Source organism: Bradyrhizobium sp. AZCC 1610 (assembly GCF_036924515.1).
GTDB lineage: Bacteria > Pseudomonadota > Alphaproteobacteria > Rhizobiales > Xanthobacteraceae > Bradyrhizobium.
The window spans coordinates 1,320,247-1,336,217 of sequence record NZ_JAZHRR010000001.1 but is presented as its reverse complement, the minus strand read 5'-3'; the positions used below and the strand labels follow the sequence as shown (position 1 = coordinate 1,336,217).

Annotated in this window: 12 protein-coding genes; 2 read left to right on the top strand and 10 right to left on the bottom strand. The window is 54.4% G+C overall.

From position 1 onward, the window contains the following. Nucleotides 1–85 precede the first annotated feature (85 nt). Together V1279_RS06615 and V1279_RS06610 are read left to right on the top strand one after the other, a co-directional pair. Nucleotides 86–925, top strand: coding sequence for an FkbM family methyltransferase (locus tag V1279_RS06615; protein ID WP_334433645.1), 840 nt, complete (start codon nt 86–88; stop codon nt 923–925). A gap of 310 nt (nt 926–1,235) precedes the next feature. Continuing rightward, a complete protein-coding gene (locus tag V1279_RS06610; protein WP_161855475.1) occupies nt 1,236–1,673 on the top strand; it encodes a hypothetical protein in 438 nt (145 codons plus the stop codon). A 101-nt stretch (nt 1,674–1,774) separates the two neighbouring features. On the opposite strand, the gene tnpC is transcribed toward V1279_RS06610, so the two are convergent. The 10 genes from tnpC to V1279_RS06560 all read right to left on the bottom strand — a co-directional run bounded on the left by tnpC (nt 1,775) and on the right by V1279_RS06560 (nt 15,741). Continuing rightward, entirely contained in the window at nt 1,775–3,391 is a 1,617-nt protein-coding gene (gene tnpC / locus V1279_RS06605) for an IS66 family transposase (RefSeq protein ID WP_334446238.1), read from the bottom strand. Between the two features lie 95 nt (nt 3,392–3,486). Further along, nucleotides 3,487–3,834: an IS66 family insertion sequence element accessory protein TnpB gene (gene tnpB / locus V1279_RS06600; protein WP_334433644.1), complete on the bottom strand. Its 348-nt coding sequence runs from the start codon at nt 3,832–3,834 to the stop codon at nt 3,487–3,489. After that, nucleotides 3,831–4,205 (bottom strand): IS66-like element accessory protein TnpA, encoded by a 375-nt coding sequence (gene tnpA, locus V1279_RS06595; protein ID WP_334433643.1) that lies wholly within the window; start codon nt 4,203–4,205, stop codon nt 3,831–3,833. The genes tnpB and tnpA overlap by 4 nt, the downstream gene beginning before the upstream one ends. Before the next feature lie 495 nt (nt 4,206–4,700). After that, complete coding sequence (locus V1279_RS06590; RefSeq protein WP_334433642.1) at nt 4,701–5,516, bottom strand: hypothetical protein; 816 nt, start codon at nt 5,514–5,516, stop codon at nt 4,701–4,703. A gap of 153 nt (nt 5,517–5,669) precedes the next feature. Beyond that, nucleotides 5,670–6,818: a nodulation protein NodZ gene (locus V1279_RS06585; RefSeq protein ID WP_334433641.1), complete on the bottom strand. Its 1,149-nt coding sequence runs from the start codon at nt 6,816–6,818 to the stop codon at nt 5,670–5,672. A gap of 4 nt (nt 6,819–6,822) precedes the next feature. Beyond that, nucleotides 6,823–8,280, bottom strand: coding sequence for a GMC family oxidoreductase (locus tag V1279_RS06580; RefSeq protein WP_334433640.1), 1,458 nt, complete (start codon nt 8,278–8,280; stop codon nt 6,823–6,825). A gap of 579 nt (nt 8,281–8,859) precedes the next feature. After that, on the bottom strand, nt 8,860–10,845 hold the full coding sequence (locus tag V1279_RS06575) for a hypothetical protein (protein WP_334433639.1): 1,986 nt from the start codon (nt 10,843–10,845) through the stop codon (nt 8,860–8,862). Between the two features lie 538 nt (nt 10,846–11,383). Beyond that, nucleotides 11,384–12,679 (bottom strand): glycosyltransferase family 4 protein, encoded by a 1,296-nt coding sequence (locus tag V1279_RS06570; RefSeq protein ID WP_334433638.1) that lies wholly within the window; start codon nt 12,677–12,679, stop codon nt 11,384–11,386. A gap of 54 nt (nt 12,680–12,733) precedes the next feature. After that, a complete protein-coding gene (locus V1279_RS06565; protein ID WP_334433637.1) occupies nt 12,734–14,122 on the bottom strand; it encodes an oligosaccharide flippase family protein in 1,389 nt (462 codons plus the stop codon). 329 nt (nt 14,123–14,451) lie between these two features. Further along, nucleotides 14,452–15,741, bottom strand: coding sequence for a hypothetical protein (locus tag V1279_RS06560; protein ID WP_334433636.1), 1,290 nt, complete (start codon nt 15,739–15,741; stop codon nt 14,452–14,454). Nucleotides 15,742–15,971 lie beyond the last annotated feature (230 nt).

Genomic DNA, 15,971 nt, shown 5'->3' with positions numbered 1-15,971 from the left:
AGATTTCGCCCGCGCGAGAAACATCCTGTGGGTATTGGCGGGGGCGGCAACGTCGAGTAGTTTGCAGTTTTGGAGGTGTTGACCGTTGAACAAAGAACATCTTGTTCCGCAAATGTTGCTGCGCCCCTGGCCGTTTCCGCGCGGTGCAGGTCGTATCGTCGACAAGTTTTTTAGTGGACTGCATTTTCGTACAAACGAGGCTACCGTGCAGACTACGGATGGCTTCGCGATGACCGTCAATCCAAACGAATTGATTGGACGGCACATTTACCTGACCGGAGAATTCGACCGCTCTATTATCGAGATCCTCTGCAATTTCTCACAACCGAACGATGTTTTACTCGATGTCGGGGCCAACATCGGGTATGTGAGCGCTTGCTTTTTGAAGAACGTACAAGGATCGAGAGCGATTGCCGTGGAGCCTCAAGAGGGCGTCCTTAAGCTCTTGCGCGCTAACCTGCCTCCCGACCGATCAACTATCGTCCCATGCGCTCTGTCGGACACGGACGGCGAAGTATGGTTTCAAACCAACAAAGCAAACAGCGGCGCCGGCCGAATAGTCGCCACCGGCGGTCAAGACGCCATCCGTATTCAGACGCAATCGGCCGACCGGCTGTTCGCCCACGCTTCGACTTCGAGAATCGACCTAGTTAAGATTGATGCAGAAGGACACGAAAAAACGATCATAGAGTCGTGTCTTTCGCATTTCGATCGGTTGCATCCTCGGGCAATTTTGTTTGAGGATTCGGCCCATGATGCTCCACAAATCAGCGCGATGCTAACGCAAATCGGATACAAGACATTCGGGATCGAAAAATCTCTTGTGTCCCTTACACTGACGGAAAACAAGCGCGCGCACGACTACATCGCCGTCTCTGCCAATCGAGAAATTCCAGGCCCCGCTCGTAATTCCTACGGACTTTAGGCCCCGAACCTCACCGCGTGCTCAACGACAACTGGGTCTCCGAGTAGAATATTTGGCGACCTCATCACCTCATCCGCCGCTGAAATACCCTACTGCACGGCCGACCGCCCATCTCACCGCAGCGGACAATCAGCCACGCGGCCCGACCAGCTTCACCGATCGTCCACTGCTACCGTAAGCATCCGCCCAAGGCCGCGGGAGACTCTGGTCCGAACTCCAGGCCGGCCGTGCAATGATGTGTGGACGGCGTATTTTCCGCGATTGACGGCCGGTTCGTGCGATGGCCTCGTTTCTATCAAGGAGCGAGGTTATGCTGATCGAAGAGCAGCTTCGGGAGCGGCTAAAGAAGGTGGAAGCGCTATATTTCGGCGCGACCACTGCGGGAGAACGTGATGCCGCCGAAGCCGCGGCAGAGCGGCTGAAGGCCAAGCTCGAGGAGGCCTGCCGCCGCGATCCCGCCGTCGAGATGAAGTTCAGCTTGCCGGACCAATGGTCGGTCCGATTGTTCATCGCCTTGTGCCGGCGTTATGGCATTCGGCCGTTCCGATATCCGCGGCAGCGCTCGACGACGATCATGGTCAGGGCACCGCGCCGCTTTTTCGACACCGTGGTGTGGCGGCAGTTTTCTGACCTGCACACGGACCTCTGGCTCTATTTCGAGCAGACGACGGAGCGGCTGATCCGGGAGGCTATCCACGCCGATACTGCGGACGCCGAGACCGCAGTCGAGCCGGCCAGCCTGCGATGATGCGCATCATGCCGCCATCCCAGTTCGTTCGGGTGCGACACTCCAATTCCACGCCAGAAGATCGCGCAGCCCGTCGATGCCGTTTTGACCCGACGTGATAGTTAGGCTGCCTGAGCGGCGGCGGGATTTGACGCCGTGCGTTTCCATTCCCAGGGCAGCAGCTCATGGAGCCGCCCCTGCGGGATGCCGGCGATGCGGCCGAGTACGTCGGCAAGCCAGGCCAGCGGATCGATATCGTTGAGCTTCGCCGTCATGATTAGCGTGGCCATGGCAGCGGCACGATCGGCACCGCGTTCGGAGCCGGCGAACAGCCAGGATTTGCGTCCCAGAGCAAAGCCGCGCAGCGCGCGTTCGGCCGCGTTGTTGGTGAGGCAGATCCGGCCGTCGTCGATGAATCGCGCAAACCGGTCCCAACGCTTGAGCATGTAGTCGATCGGCTCGACAACGGAGGCCGAGCGCGACAGGCGGGCACGCTCCTCCCGCAGCCAGGCTTCCAGGGCCGTCACAAGAGGGGCGCTCTGCTCCTTGCGGACGCGCCGCCGCTCGTCAGCGACAAGGCCATTGATGCCGCGCTCGATATCAAACAGCATATCGATGCGCCTGACGGCCTCCAGCGCGACAGGCGAGATCGCGGCTGCCTTCTTGCCACGCCGGGCATTGGCGGCAATATCAGCCAACTCGAAGAACTGCCGCCTTGCGTGCGCCCAACACAGCGCCGATGTGATCGGCCCCGGCAAGCGGAACGCCGCGTAAAGCTCGTTGTACCCGTCATAAGCGTCGGCCTGCAGAATGCCGGCGAAGTCGCGAAGATGCCGGACGGGATGTTCGTGCCGTCGGTCGCGCGAGGCGTAATACAGCGCCGCCGGCGGTGCCCGACTGCCGAAGGAACGATCGTCACGGACGTAGGTCCAGATGTGCCCCTTGACCGTCTTGCCCTTCGCCAGGATCGGGATCGTGGTGTCGTCACCGTGCAACCGTTCCGCGGCCAGGACATGGGCCTCGATCAGCGCGTGGAGTGGCTGCAGCACCGTCGTGCAGGCGCCCACCTGGTCGGCCAGTGTCGATACGCTCAGATCGATCCCCTCGCGGGCATATCGCTCGCTCTGCCGGTTCAGCGGCTGGTGCTGGCCGAACTTCTCGAACAGGATCATGGCCAGAAGGTTCGGCCCAGCGAAGCCGCGCGGCGTCACATGGAACGGTGCCGGTGGCTGCGCGATCGTCTCGCAGCTCCGGCAGGAGAATCTCTCCCGCACCGTCTGGATCACCTTCCAGGACCTGGGAACGACCTCCAGCGTCTCAGTGACGTCCTCGCCGAGCTTCGACAGCTTCGCCGAGCCGCAGCAGGGACAATTCTCGGGCGCAGCAATCACCACGCGCTCACGCGGCAAATGCTCGGGAAAGGGTTTGCGCGAAGGTCGCCTGCGCTCGAACGACTTGACCGTCTCCGTTCGCGCCGCCGCTTTCTCCGCTGCCAGTTCATCCTCGGTTGCGGCGGCCTCCAGGTCTTCCAGTTGCAGTTCCATCTGTTCGAGAAGCCGCGCCGTGCGTTCCGAGCGGCTGCCGTAGAGTTCGCGCCGCAGCTTCTCGATCTGGAGTTTCAGATGGGCGATCAGCGCTTCATGGCTGGAGAGGTCCGCCTGAGCGGTGGCCGCCTCGGCTTTGGCGCCCGCCGCAACAGCTTCCGCTTCCACTCGCGCGGCGCGCTCCGCGAGGATCATCGCGTGGGCGGCAGCAAGATCGGACGGAAGCGATTCAGACGCGGGTTTCACAAGGCGATGGAATCACATCCATCATCGCCTGCAAGCCAAATCCATCATCCCACCGACGTCGGACGCCAACTTTCCTGCGGATGGCGCCAATCGATCCCCGACAGCAGATAGCCGAGCTGCGCCGGAGAGATCGTTATCGCGCCGTCCGCCACGCTCGGCCACAAAAAGCGGCCTCGCTCCAGCCGCTTCGTGAACAGGCACGCGCCTTGGCCGTCGTGCCAGATCACCTTCAACAGATCGCCCCGACGTCCCCGGAAGCAGAACAGATGACCGCTCAGCGGATCGCGCCGCAGCACCTCCTGCACCAGCAACGACAGGCTCGCAAACCCCTTCCTCATATCGGTGTGGCCGGTCGCGAGCCAGACCCGCACCCCCTGCGGAAGTGGGATCATGGGCGCTCCAACACATCGAGAACCCGGCGAAGCGCCGCCGCATCGACACCAGTGTCGACGATCACGCGAGGCCCGTGCATCAGCACGATCTCGATCCGGCCTGATGCCGTGGTCAGACAGGACGGAGATGGCACGTTCTCCGCAGGGACGACATGTTCCGGCACCGACGTCTGACTGCCCGCCAGGGATTCGCCTCGGATAATCGCCGGTGCAAACACTGTGGTCTCATCCGCCTCGACAAGCCGGCCTTCCCGAGCCAGCCGGCGCCACGTGAACAATTGGCTCGCGGACAGCCCGTTTCGCCGCGCCGTCACCGACACAAGCCGTGGCCCGCTATAGCTCTCCGCCACGATCCGGTGCTTCGCGTCCAATGTCCAACGGCGCCGGGCTCCCGTCGAGATAACGTCAAGCCGAGAGGTCTTCGGAATAGGCGTATGCTCAGTCATACGCCTATGTCTTCACCGTCACATCATTTCAGGCAAGGCGGCCTTCGCCGGAGGAATACCTGCTACCCCGCGCCACTCGGCATACAAAACCTGAGACTCTAACCGCTTCTGGATGGAAGTTCAGTAGCAGGTCAGCCACGATCAGCGTCGCCCTCACCAACGCGACATGAAGGGCAGAACGCCCGGTGCCCTTCATTCAACGACTACCCAACACTTAACAAGCGGCCCGAAAAGAATCTGCCAATTAAGTCGCCTGACCGGTCCCCTCAAAGGCGGAATTGCCAAGGGACTAGCTGCTCTGTGCACCAAACTCACATCCGGACCTCGCCCCCAAGCCTTTCCTGGGCGACTAGGCAGACAAAATCCGAACTACTACTCAGGTCTCGTGCATCGGGCACTTTCAACGAGTGCGGTTCGGCATCAATTGTCAGTTACCGCATACCAACATTTCGGAAGTGGGTAATCTTCATTCGCTTGAACGCTTTTTCTATCCAAGGGATGTGGAAAATCGGTGGAGCCTTGCTTGTTCGATATCCTATCTTTTCTCAGAAACGTAAACTCCAAAATGGGCGGGATCTCAAATTCCTGATATCGGATTGGCGGAAAGCAATTATTCGGATGGATATGAACTACTTCGAAGTCTTTCAGAAGCTTAGTGAAGGTGAGATTGATCAACTCAAATCCTGCTTTGTCGCATAATTGTCCCAATCCATGAAATTCAATAACTAAAATCCTGAATTTTTTAAAGACTTCAACGCTAGTATCGAAGATGACACCATACTCTGCACCTTCAATATCCATTTGTAGAATGAGATCAGTTTTGTTCGGAGCTTTTCGATTAACCCAATTCTCCAACGTAATGAACGCGCCATCTTCGACGGGGCCGAGATACTTTTTCTCGAAATCAATTAGCTCATGCTTGAACGGCGGCTCCTCGACCGAATAATCAGCCAAGAAGCATTTTATGCCTCTGCTCACAAGGTCCTGTTCAAAATCTGCGATAACGGAAACTCCTGGCGAGAAGCAGATTTCCACGTTTTCCAAATCATTGGGCACCAAGTAACCCCCGTCGGATTGCCCTCCAATGCGGATGAGATCACGGTTCGTCCTGAATGGTTTGACCGTCTTGAAAAACTCCTTCAGGCGGGGACCCTCTGTGGTTCGGCCAATACGTATGTTGTTCGCCAATAAAAGCGACTTCAACCGATCTTTCGTTATTCTAGCAAGCGAGTCCATGGGTGGTCCTCTGACGCGCACGGCTCATCTACACTGAACGCGTTATGAATTTTTTCCACGCTGTCGAGATGCAAGGGATCCGCCGGATTGACAGATCAGAGTCCGATTGGGCGTAACTGATCCTGCTATAATCTTGGCGGGCGCTTCGCAAAGCTAATTATGGGCAGATAGCCGTGACATTATTCTTGTGATGGATCTGTTAGCAAGACTAGGCCTAAGGCGACACACCTTACCGTCATCCAAATTGATACGCGCAAGAAGCGAAAACCCGCTGTCCATATACAACAGGGCGCTGCACCTTCGCATGAGCTCCAGTTCTATGAACATATCCCGAGTTATTCTCTCGGAAATAGTTCCGCCCCTGATGCTGTCTTGCTCGCCGTATTGTACGGCATCGGCACGAAACTGGTGTAAGGGGCCAGCACCATCACCAAGAAGCTCTTTGGGCCGGGCCACGACCGATGGGAGGGCTTCGCGCATGACTTCAACAACATGCGCCGCATCGCAAAACAGTATTGGGACAGCCTCTCGTAGTCCGGTTCTATGGCAAAGGTTCCGGAATTGCGAGGCAACCTCGCTGCAAAAACGCCGCTCGGCCCGTGCTTGACCTGGTGTGCCAACCAGCGACGGTGGCATATTGTCCGAAAATGCTCCAAATAGGCCGGGTGTGTGCATGTCATTACGAGCGTTCATGGCGAGCTGGCGAATCAGAGCGAGCGGACCCAGCCAATATGCGGCACGAGCGCCAACGTTTTCTCCATTGCCGTGACGAATGTGAATGGCGATTGCTGGTGCAGCGCCGACGTGATCATCCCAGAACCCTTTCGCCTCGGCGCGGATGGAATCGACAGGTTGTAGCTCGCCCAACAACTCACGAACTGCTTGGCGAGGTGGCGGGGGCTCAACCCATTGATTCAGGACGATCGTAGCCTCGGCTGGATCTTCGTCAGATGTCACCATGTGGTTGATCGCGGCGATCTCATCAGCAGAATGTTTTGCATGATGAGGAGTGGCAAGGATCGATGCTGTCCACTTGCTTGGCCAATAGGGCGCCGGATAGAGAAGTGACTGTACGCTGTCGTCAGCGACAACGTTGACACCTGCGAGCTTCTGACGGGGTTCGAAATATTGATAAAAACAGTTGCGGTGCATGGTCGGGTCGGGATTGAACCGCGACCCTCTCCAATCCACAACGAGCGTCCTTCCTGTTCGTTTGGCGAACCACCATGCACCTACAAGGCATGATAGATGGTCTCCAATTCCTCCAAAGCAATGCCGCGCAACCACGTAACGAGTGGACATTTGCCTATCCCAAACTTAAGTGATCTGCCAAACGCAGCGCTAGAAGGACAATCGTAAGTGTAGGATTCGTGCCGCCGCCCGTCGGAAAAACCGAACTTCCTATAAGATAAAGATTTTCAGTCCCATGCACCCTGCAGTCCTCATTGACAACACCAAATTGGGGCTTTGACGACATACGTGTCGTACCCATTTGATGGGCGTGGCCCCCAATTTCAATTTCCAGGTCTTGATTAAGGATGAAGCGAGCTAACTGCACACGAGCTCTATCAAGCCGCGCCATTTCTTCCGCCGCTTTCATCGCCAGAATCCTTATTGTTTGCCTATCCTGATCGTTGAATTCCCAATCTAATTCCACGCTGCGCAAGCCCAGCTTATCAACCTCTCGCGACAACCTTACACGGCTGGATGGATTAGGAGATTGTTCGATCAGCGAGCTAACCACGCCATCCCCAGCGCAATCAAAATCGACCACGTCCCGCGCGATCTTTGTAAGACTAGGATGAAGACAACTCGTTTCGCGAAGAAACTGTTTAAGTACACGTAACTTGCCAGAACTTTGCGGCGATGAATTTCGCTCAAAGTGAACGATTCCGTTGCCGATGTTATTTTGTTGCAGGAAGGCACCGGTTGGCGTGAGCGAGATATCTCTGCGGAAAAAGCCAGGGGCTGTGACCAAGAACCGTCCGATGGGAACGTTCAAATGCTCCATAAAACAACGTCCGACCATTCCGGTTCGGTTGCCGACACCTTCCGAGGCCTGCTTGTTGGCATTTAAAAGCAGCCGCGCAGTTTCGATCGCTCCAAGCGCCAAAACATAGCGGCCTGCCGATACTGCTATTTCCTGACCAGCGAAATTACGAACCGAGAGACCTGTTACCAGAGTTTGAGCGCCGTTGAGCTGTATGTCGATGAGATTTGCGTTATAGAAAAAGTCCACGCGCTCCGATTGACTTAGCTCGGCCTTATACTTTTCGGCAAACCTTGTGGGCGGGCTTAGCGCATATCCGCTCTGAACAAAGGCTGTAGATCGGAATTCCGGATCTTCGTATGGAGATAGATCGCTGTCGACGATATCCAAAATTTCTTTTGCCTCGTCGAGCCTCGCGAGCACTTGCTCTCTCGAGATGGGCCAACCAGGCATTCCAAAATAAGCTCGCTCTTCAAAATCGATCGAATCAAAGACGCCACACCGACCGGTCCAATGATTCGACGTGCCGCCGAAATACCTTAGCCGCCCGCTTTGAACGTGCCAATATTGCCGACCAATGCTTCTTCCGCGATAAAGATCTTGAGATGCTTCGCTGTACGAAAGATCACCGCCTTCAAGAAGAAGGACCCGCTTGCCGCCTGCCGCTAGTTTCCTTGCCGTAGTGATTCCGGCAGGCCCCGTTCCGCAGATACAGACGTCATATGGGCCAGCGGTAACTATTCTTGTCCACGCCTCATTAAAATCAAAAATCATGCATCGAAAAATCCTGCTGATATCGAATGTCCTTGTCGGTCAGAACCCAACCGTTGACAACGACGAACCCCTCGCCGCAACTTTGAGCCTTCCCCAAAGCCCTAGATCCAGCGACGATTGAGCCCGGCATTACCAAGGAACCCAACGCAATAAGTTTTCGGATAAGCGCGCGACGAGTCTGACCCAAAACATTAGAGGATGTCATTACAATTACTCCCAGCTCCTTCACTAAGGTGATCTGGAAGCCCTTCGTTCATTTGCGGAAGAAAAGACGCCGGGTTTAACGGGGACATGGTTACCAATGTACGATCCCGTTCATATTACTCTGCCGAACGACTTCAAAGCAAGATTCCATCAGTCGCAGGATTTTCTTCAGCCGATATCGTTAACGCAGCCTTCGATTGCAAAGGCTGGACTTCACCTGCAAGGTGACAACGCCAGCAATTCAAGACCTCGCATATCGAGCGCGTTTCTATCAGCCGAACCGGCTTCTACACAGCAGCGACCGTCTATTGCAAACTCCTGCGAGCGGTCATTTTTGCGATGCAGAGAAGTAGATTATTGCCGTATTGCGCGCATCTATAACTTGCTTTGAAGAAGTGCATCCCACGACTTGAATTTTGGCGCATAGTTATCGCCAGTGCTCAGTGCCCACTGATTCAATCCAGGAATCAATAACCACGAAGCACTTCGTGAATGCGGGTGGGCCATGAATTGGGATAACTGATCCTGTACGAGCAGACTAAATGCAGGGCTCATCTTATAAGCGGTGAGGAGATTAGCTATCTCGCCCGAGGGGCCGCCATAAGAAGACGAAATTCCCAAGGTCGTGCACGTTTGCGTTGAAGGATACCAGCTTTCATGACCGCCTTCATAGCACTCGACAAATTTATTGAAGGTTGTGGCTACAGCTTCCCAAGCCGGATAAATCCCTATCCCTCTAGCGCCGCTGCTCAAAGCGAGCAAGGTCTGCGCACCCTTGGAACCATTCCTCAGTGTTCCAGCCCGAATATCGTTATCTAGGAATGCTAATGCCGATGCCATTTTGGATGGCACAGCACTCGCATAATCATCGGCCGCCGCGAGCAGACCCGCAATATTCGATGCACCATTCGATACATAGTTTACGTCAAAATTAGTACACTGTGCGCCAGAGTAGTACGTCGCGTAAGACAGCACGTCGCAATAATCAATCGGCCGATTGGGCGCAACATTGTAATTGGGATAACCAGTCTTGGCATAGACTGGGTATGAAGCTCCGTTCAGATCGGCACCTTGCATCCTATAAATGCTTGTGCCCGCGACGGGGCCAAACGCCTGAAACGCCATCACCCGCTTTAGTTCAGCAAGGGAGCGGGGCGACCAGGTCGAAGTAACAATCCCCATAATTTGCCGAACGCGGAGGCCGTACCAGCCGTAGACTTGCCGATTATTGTCGGCGGGAAAACCGAGCGCAGCGCCTTTCGCAAATGCCCATCTAGTTGCAGGAAATCCATTATTCCAGATCTCGTTTCCATACTCAAAATATGCGGTTGCGCCCAAGCGCAGCTTATCTCGCACTAGTGCCGTAAGGGCTTTTACTGAAGCGTCATCCATATATCCTGAAAAATTGCACCAGTAGTTGGCGTTCACCCTGTTGGCAAAAGCGATCTGCAATTCATAGGGGATACAAGGCATTTGGCCATCGGGCTGCCACATGAACGCTTTGAGAACCGCGTCGTAGGTCAAGGTCGCAAGCGAGTTGGCGGCAATTTTCCCAATGGGCATAGGCTGACCAGTGGCTGCCCCTGTTCCCACCAGTAACCGCACAGGGCCCCTACCCCCGGAATTGATCGTAACGTTCGTAGCCGTGTTAGCTTGCGCGAACTGAAGGTGGATCATCTCTCCATCGACATACGTCTTGGCTGCATCTGGGGGAGCTGAGCAGGTGTATTCATTGATCCCCGACGTTGATCCCGCCCAAGCGCCTGGTACCCACCGCTGGCTGCTAATGTTGATGCTCGTCCGCCATGGAGCGACGTATCTTAGCTGAGAAACATTTCCGAAGTTCGGATTTGTCCACCCCATGGGACGCACTATGCTTGGAGCCAGTAGCTGATAAGTGCCGATATAATCGTCAGCAAACATCTCTTCAGGTGTCGTTGCGCGATCGATGGCCGACTCGTCCGAGAGCTTGCACAGCACGACGTTTGACATCCCGGAGAATTTCTCTCCCGCCACAAACGAGAAAGAAACCGAGGCAGGAACAGAAGACACAAACGTAAACACCACGCGCGGGTTAGTTCCCACGACCTTCAAATTGAAGCCAGTGCCGCCGGAGACAAAATTTTCACCAGATATGATCGAGAAACCAGGTGAACCTCGACCAAGCTGAATGGTCCCCGTACCCTTCCACTTCAACACCATTTGATTTGAAACAATGAAGTTGGAGGGGAATTTTACTATTCCGTAGATGTTATTGGTCGGAGTAGCGGTCGGGTAACCATTGACGTCGAGAATGGCCGGATAGGCATAGCCTGGCGTCGATTGAAGACTCCCCAGCGTAAGCGCCAGGTTCTTGAACATCCCAGCCTCCACGGCCGTTCCTATTACGAGATTTTTCCTTGCAGTGGGAACCGCCGGCGCCACCAGTGGACGAGTTAGCGCCAGCGCGCCGGAGGAAGAAAGGATACCAGCCGCCGATGCTGAAGCCAAAAAGTGCCGTCGAGAAATCTTCACAGGTAGCCTCGCTTGGTTGGTTCAAATCCACAGAACTGAAAGTGCGCGTCCGGTCGCGCCGCTGGCTTTCCAAAGGAAGACATAAACTCCTAAACTCCGGCGGAACTCGATCTTTGGCCAATCCTGTAAGACTTACCTTTCCAAGTGGTTGATTAAATGGAACCCATTTGGAACACCGTCAATGCGAAGTAAAATAACCCATAGAAATGATATCGTAAGGTCCAATTTTTCCAGCCGAAAAATCAAAGCTAAGAATTACTTGCAGAATTACTTGCATCCAATTCACGGTGGCAAAAAGCCAAAACCAAGCACTCACCTCAAGATAGTAGATCCAGTTCAAACCGCCGCAATTCTACCTTTAGGTAGTTTAGCAGCGACCCGGTTGCTAAAATTTAGAAACGACGGAATGGTAGATGGAGCTGATCTTTCTTGCCTTTGCCTCCCAGGTAAATTCCTCAACAACCTTCTGCCTGGCTGCGGATCCTAATCGATTGAGCGTATCCGGAGCACTAATGATCGCTTGCATCGCACGTCTAAATCCTTCGACTAGGCTAGTTTCGTCAACAAACGGAACTCGAATCCCAGTTGCCTCATCAACCAGTTCAGAGGGCCCTCCGTAGTCAGCAACGATCGGCGTAACACCGAGTGCCATTGCTTCGAGGACCACACCTCCACCAAATTCTCTGATGCTGGGAAATACCAGGAAATCACAGGCGCTCAGCCTCTTCTGCACTTCTTGCTGAGATAGCCACCCGTGAAATTGAACACTTCTTTCGACGCCCAACTTCTTCACTTTTGCGATCAAGAAATCCTTTTGTGGTCCGTCACCGATGATCTGCAATTGCAAGGAGCCTGCGCGTAAAAACTGCACGGCAGCTTCGATGGCAATGTCGGCTCCTTTATACGGCACTAGCCGCCCGACAAATGCTGCCTGGATGGGGGACGCCTTCTGCGAAATTCTGGGGCTATTGAAAAGCTCCAGATCGACGGCGTTCTCGGGAATATAAATACACTTTCCAAGCGCCCAACGAGGCATTTCCTGCTGAGTAAACTTCGAACCGACGATGATTGCGGCACATTTTCGACGCGTTGATCGGTAGCCCGGCATTAGCTTATACAAACCCCTGACGTGAGATAGCCACTCGTGCTCGGCATGTTGCCGATGCGTAAAGCCTTTCGGCCATGGTACTCCTCCGTTCAACGGACCAAGAACAAAAGGAATACTGAGACGAGCCAGACGATTTGCGATCAAGCTGGGGTTAGTCGGGCTGAGCGGCGTGATCCGATGAACCAAATCAAATTCTCTCGCGACCAATTGCTTCTCAAAGAGCTTCCACAATTCCTGTTCGAATGAGTAATAGGACAATACTGAAAAGGCGGAAATCGTTGTCCACCCCTTGCCCACTCCGCCGCGCAATTTGGCTGCAAGTGCAATCAGCCGTGACGCTATGTATTCATTATCGATTGCGGTGAAGTCCTGGCCCTCGATCAATCCATGGCGCAGCAAGGCGTCCCTATTGCGAATTTGGGTGACCAGATGAACGTCTGCATGTTTTAATAGCGCGCGTGAGAGGTTCCAGCCGACGAGTGGAACGCTGGTCCATTCCGGGTTTGCAGCTTCCGCAATCAGCAGGACCCGCAACTTCCTCTCAGGATCCATCTTTGGCGTCTGATTCTTCAATTCACACTCCCGCCTGGCTTCAGATGATTGGGCTGCGGCCAGCTTGATGGACTATCAGCAGCATGCGGCAGCCAGCCTTACAAACGCGAGCCCACCCAGCCACCCGGCCACCCAGCCACCCAGCGCTGCTATTTCGATGCGAGGATTATTGAGCTCGTGTTTTGCATTGAAATAGAAAATCCATAACGTGGTAGGGAGCATATGGATTGCGAAGCCTATGACGGCACCAGGCAAACCAAATGAATAGTAGAGAACGGGCATGAACGTAAAAAGTGACACCAACTTGGTAACGTTAAGGACGGTGACGTATTCGGGCCGCCCCAAAGCGAGAAAAGCGCTTTGGCAAAGACCGTAACGGACGAACACGAGGCCGAAGGATAGATATTCCAGCATCCAGCCCGCGTCTGCATAGCGCTGATCATATAAGATCTTGATGATCAGAGCACCCGTCGCGAACAAAAATCCCGCCAGGCAGAGCAGCGCTGTGTCGGTAAACCATCGCATCCGATTGCAAACGTCGATGAGGCGACGCGGGCTGACGCGCGCAGCTTCACTTAGCGCCGGAAAAGCAACGCTACCAAACAATTGATTCGTTGAGCCCTCAGCAACTGAAGCCAAATTGCCGGCAATTGAATAGTAACCCAATCTCGACGCATCTGCCCAACCGCCCAACAATAAGCGGTCGCCATTTACCGCGAACGCGCTAAGTGCCGAGGACAGGAACGTCCATCTGCCAAAGCGGAACAATTCGCGGAGCGCGGCGCGGTCCCAACAGAACCGGTCCGCAGGTCCTCGCAGGAAGGTGTGGCTCAACAGCACCGTTATGACGGAGACAAAAACCAATCCAGCGATATAAGACCAGATCGAACGGGTTAACCAACCAAATCCGATGGTAAAGGCCAGTCCAAAAATCTGCACTGCCAACTCGATCGTAATCAGCCGCCGCAGGTTTAGATTCCGGCTTGCTGTTATCCATTTCATCGACTGGAAACCAAGGATGGCCGCCGACGCAGATGCAACTACTATGTAAGCAGGAAGTCCCGGATGGCCGTAAACCGAATTTGGCGGCAAAAGGCGAAGACCGTCGGCGAGCGATAAGCCAGCCGCAAAACATCCGCCTACCCCCCAAATGGCAAAGCCTCGTAGAATTTGAACCGTCCATGCGGTATTCAGGAATTCTCGATTGGCGCCATGCCTGCTCTGAACAACTGCCTGCCTAAGACCGATGTCCGTGAGCAATGTGATAATAATCTGTACCGCCGTGATTACCGCCAAGATGCCGAACACTTCAGGGTAAAAAATTCGGCTTAAGACCAGGGTCCCGATCAGCCGCAAAACAAGCGCCAGAAAATGTCCCAACAAAGTCCAACTCCCGGCGCCTACCACCCGGGACTTGAAGGACCGTGTTGCAGATTCGGATTGGTCGAGGGACACCGCGTTCATTGGAAGCCACTCCAGTGCGCGAAGCCAAGCAACTCAAAAGCCGATTGTCTAAGTCGTCGCAACATTGAATTCCTGTTCGACGTGGGGTTGGGGTGGTGGACGGATCATTTGACCGGAATGCGAATTTGTCGAGCGCTTGCGCTCACGTAATGAATAGAAAATTCCAAAAATGCTAGTAGCCGGCGGGCCCGTGGTTAATTCTCGTTTCAAGCAGGGCGACTGATCGCTCGTAGCACTTCGGGAGTTTCAGTTCTCGACCTGGTCGATAAACAACTTGATCAGACGAGAACCTGCAGTCGCCGACAGACTGTTCTACTATTTCGCATCGTTCAGATAGCATTGCTGGAAGCCAGCGGACGTCGGCTAATTGTTCGCCTGGCCGCCACGCAATTTTCGCCTCGTCCCAATAGCGCGCCGCAAATAAACCATGTCCAAGGGCGCAACGTCGAATTTGGCAAGAGGTCAACGACACTAAGACCGACGATCAATGACAGGGCGCCCAGAAAAATCCTTTCCCGTCTATTTTGGCAAAGCCTGACCGCTAAAATCGCACGATAGACCGCTAAACTCAGAAGTCCAAATTCTGAAATGAAACCAAGAAATCCAAACTGGCCGAATGTCTGTATCCATTTCCCATCCGACACGGCGAGATCTTTTCCGGTCTCAGGATCATAGACCCGATTTCGCCCATACCTGCCCCAACCAAAAAAGGGTCGTTGCGAAGCGCGATCCAACAACAAATCTTCGTTCAGGAACCGGTAAGCAAGGGATCTGCCACGCTCATCGCCTGCAGATTGCGCAATATCTACGATAAAATTGGTTGGAACGAGGTTTAACGAGCGCAGTATCGGATAGCCAAGCGAAAACGTCACAAGGACAACCGCCACACGAACCTGCATGCGGGGACTGGCCAGCCAAATCAACGCGACCGATATTGCGCCATAAACGATCGCTCCAGCGCTCCTGCAGAGCACGAGCACCGCACTCAGGTAAATGTTCGCGCTCGATGCAGGAAAGCTCCAAACCGGGTATTGGGCCTTTGCCATGGCGGCCGATGCGGCCCCCGCCGTCATGAGGAACAAAGTGGCAACAAGGCCATGGCCGGTAAATACCATTGGCCGGAAACTCTCGCCCCGGATCTGTTGTTGGAAGTCTGTGGGATGGAAACCGTATAACCAATGGTGAAGCTGCGGACTGAAACGAATTTCGAACAGCATGAGCAGTGAATAGATCAACCCGGCGATCACAAGGAGCCTGAGTATTTCAACGCTATCCGATGAGCTCGAAAAATATTTTCGTCCCAGATAGAAAGGAATGACAGCAATAATTGCGGCTTCGATTGCTGAGACGCCGTCATAAATGCCCGTTCCCGGGAGAAAGCGCTCTCCAACTAAAATTGGATCGCTGTTCAAAAGCGACGAAACAAATGCACCGAGAACATATGTAAGCGTCAGCGATCCGACCACGAATCCGAAACCAGTCGTACCGGTGCGCCTGTTTGGCTCGGCTCTCTTGCTAAATATTAAACAGCCGACGAGCGCACAAACCGCTGGGACGGTATTCTTGTCGATTGGCGGAAGCATTTCGAATTTTATGTTGGTGCCGACGGGCAGCAGCAAATAAGCGCCCAATATTGTTGCTACGGTCGCTTGGCAGAGCGAAAGCGATAAATATAGAGCGATTGAGACTAGCGGCCAAATCAATAGCGCCGAGTATGCAATCCAGTTAGATTCCATAAGGATGCAGGCCCACGAGTGAGTGACTCTATCATACCGTGTAACCAGTGCGTTTTGGCGTGTCCAGCGTTCTCCCCTGTCACGGCTAGCAAACCGTCGTCGGGGAGCGACTC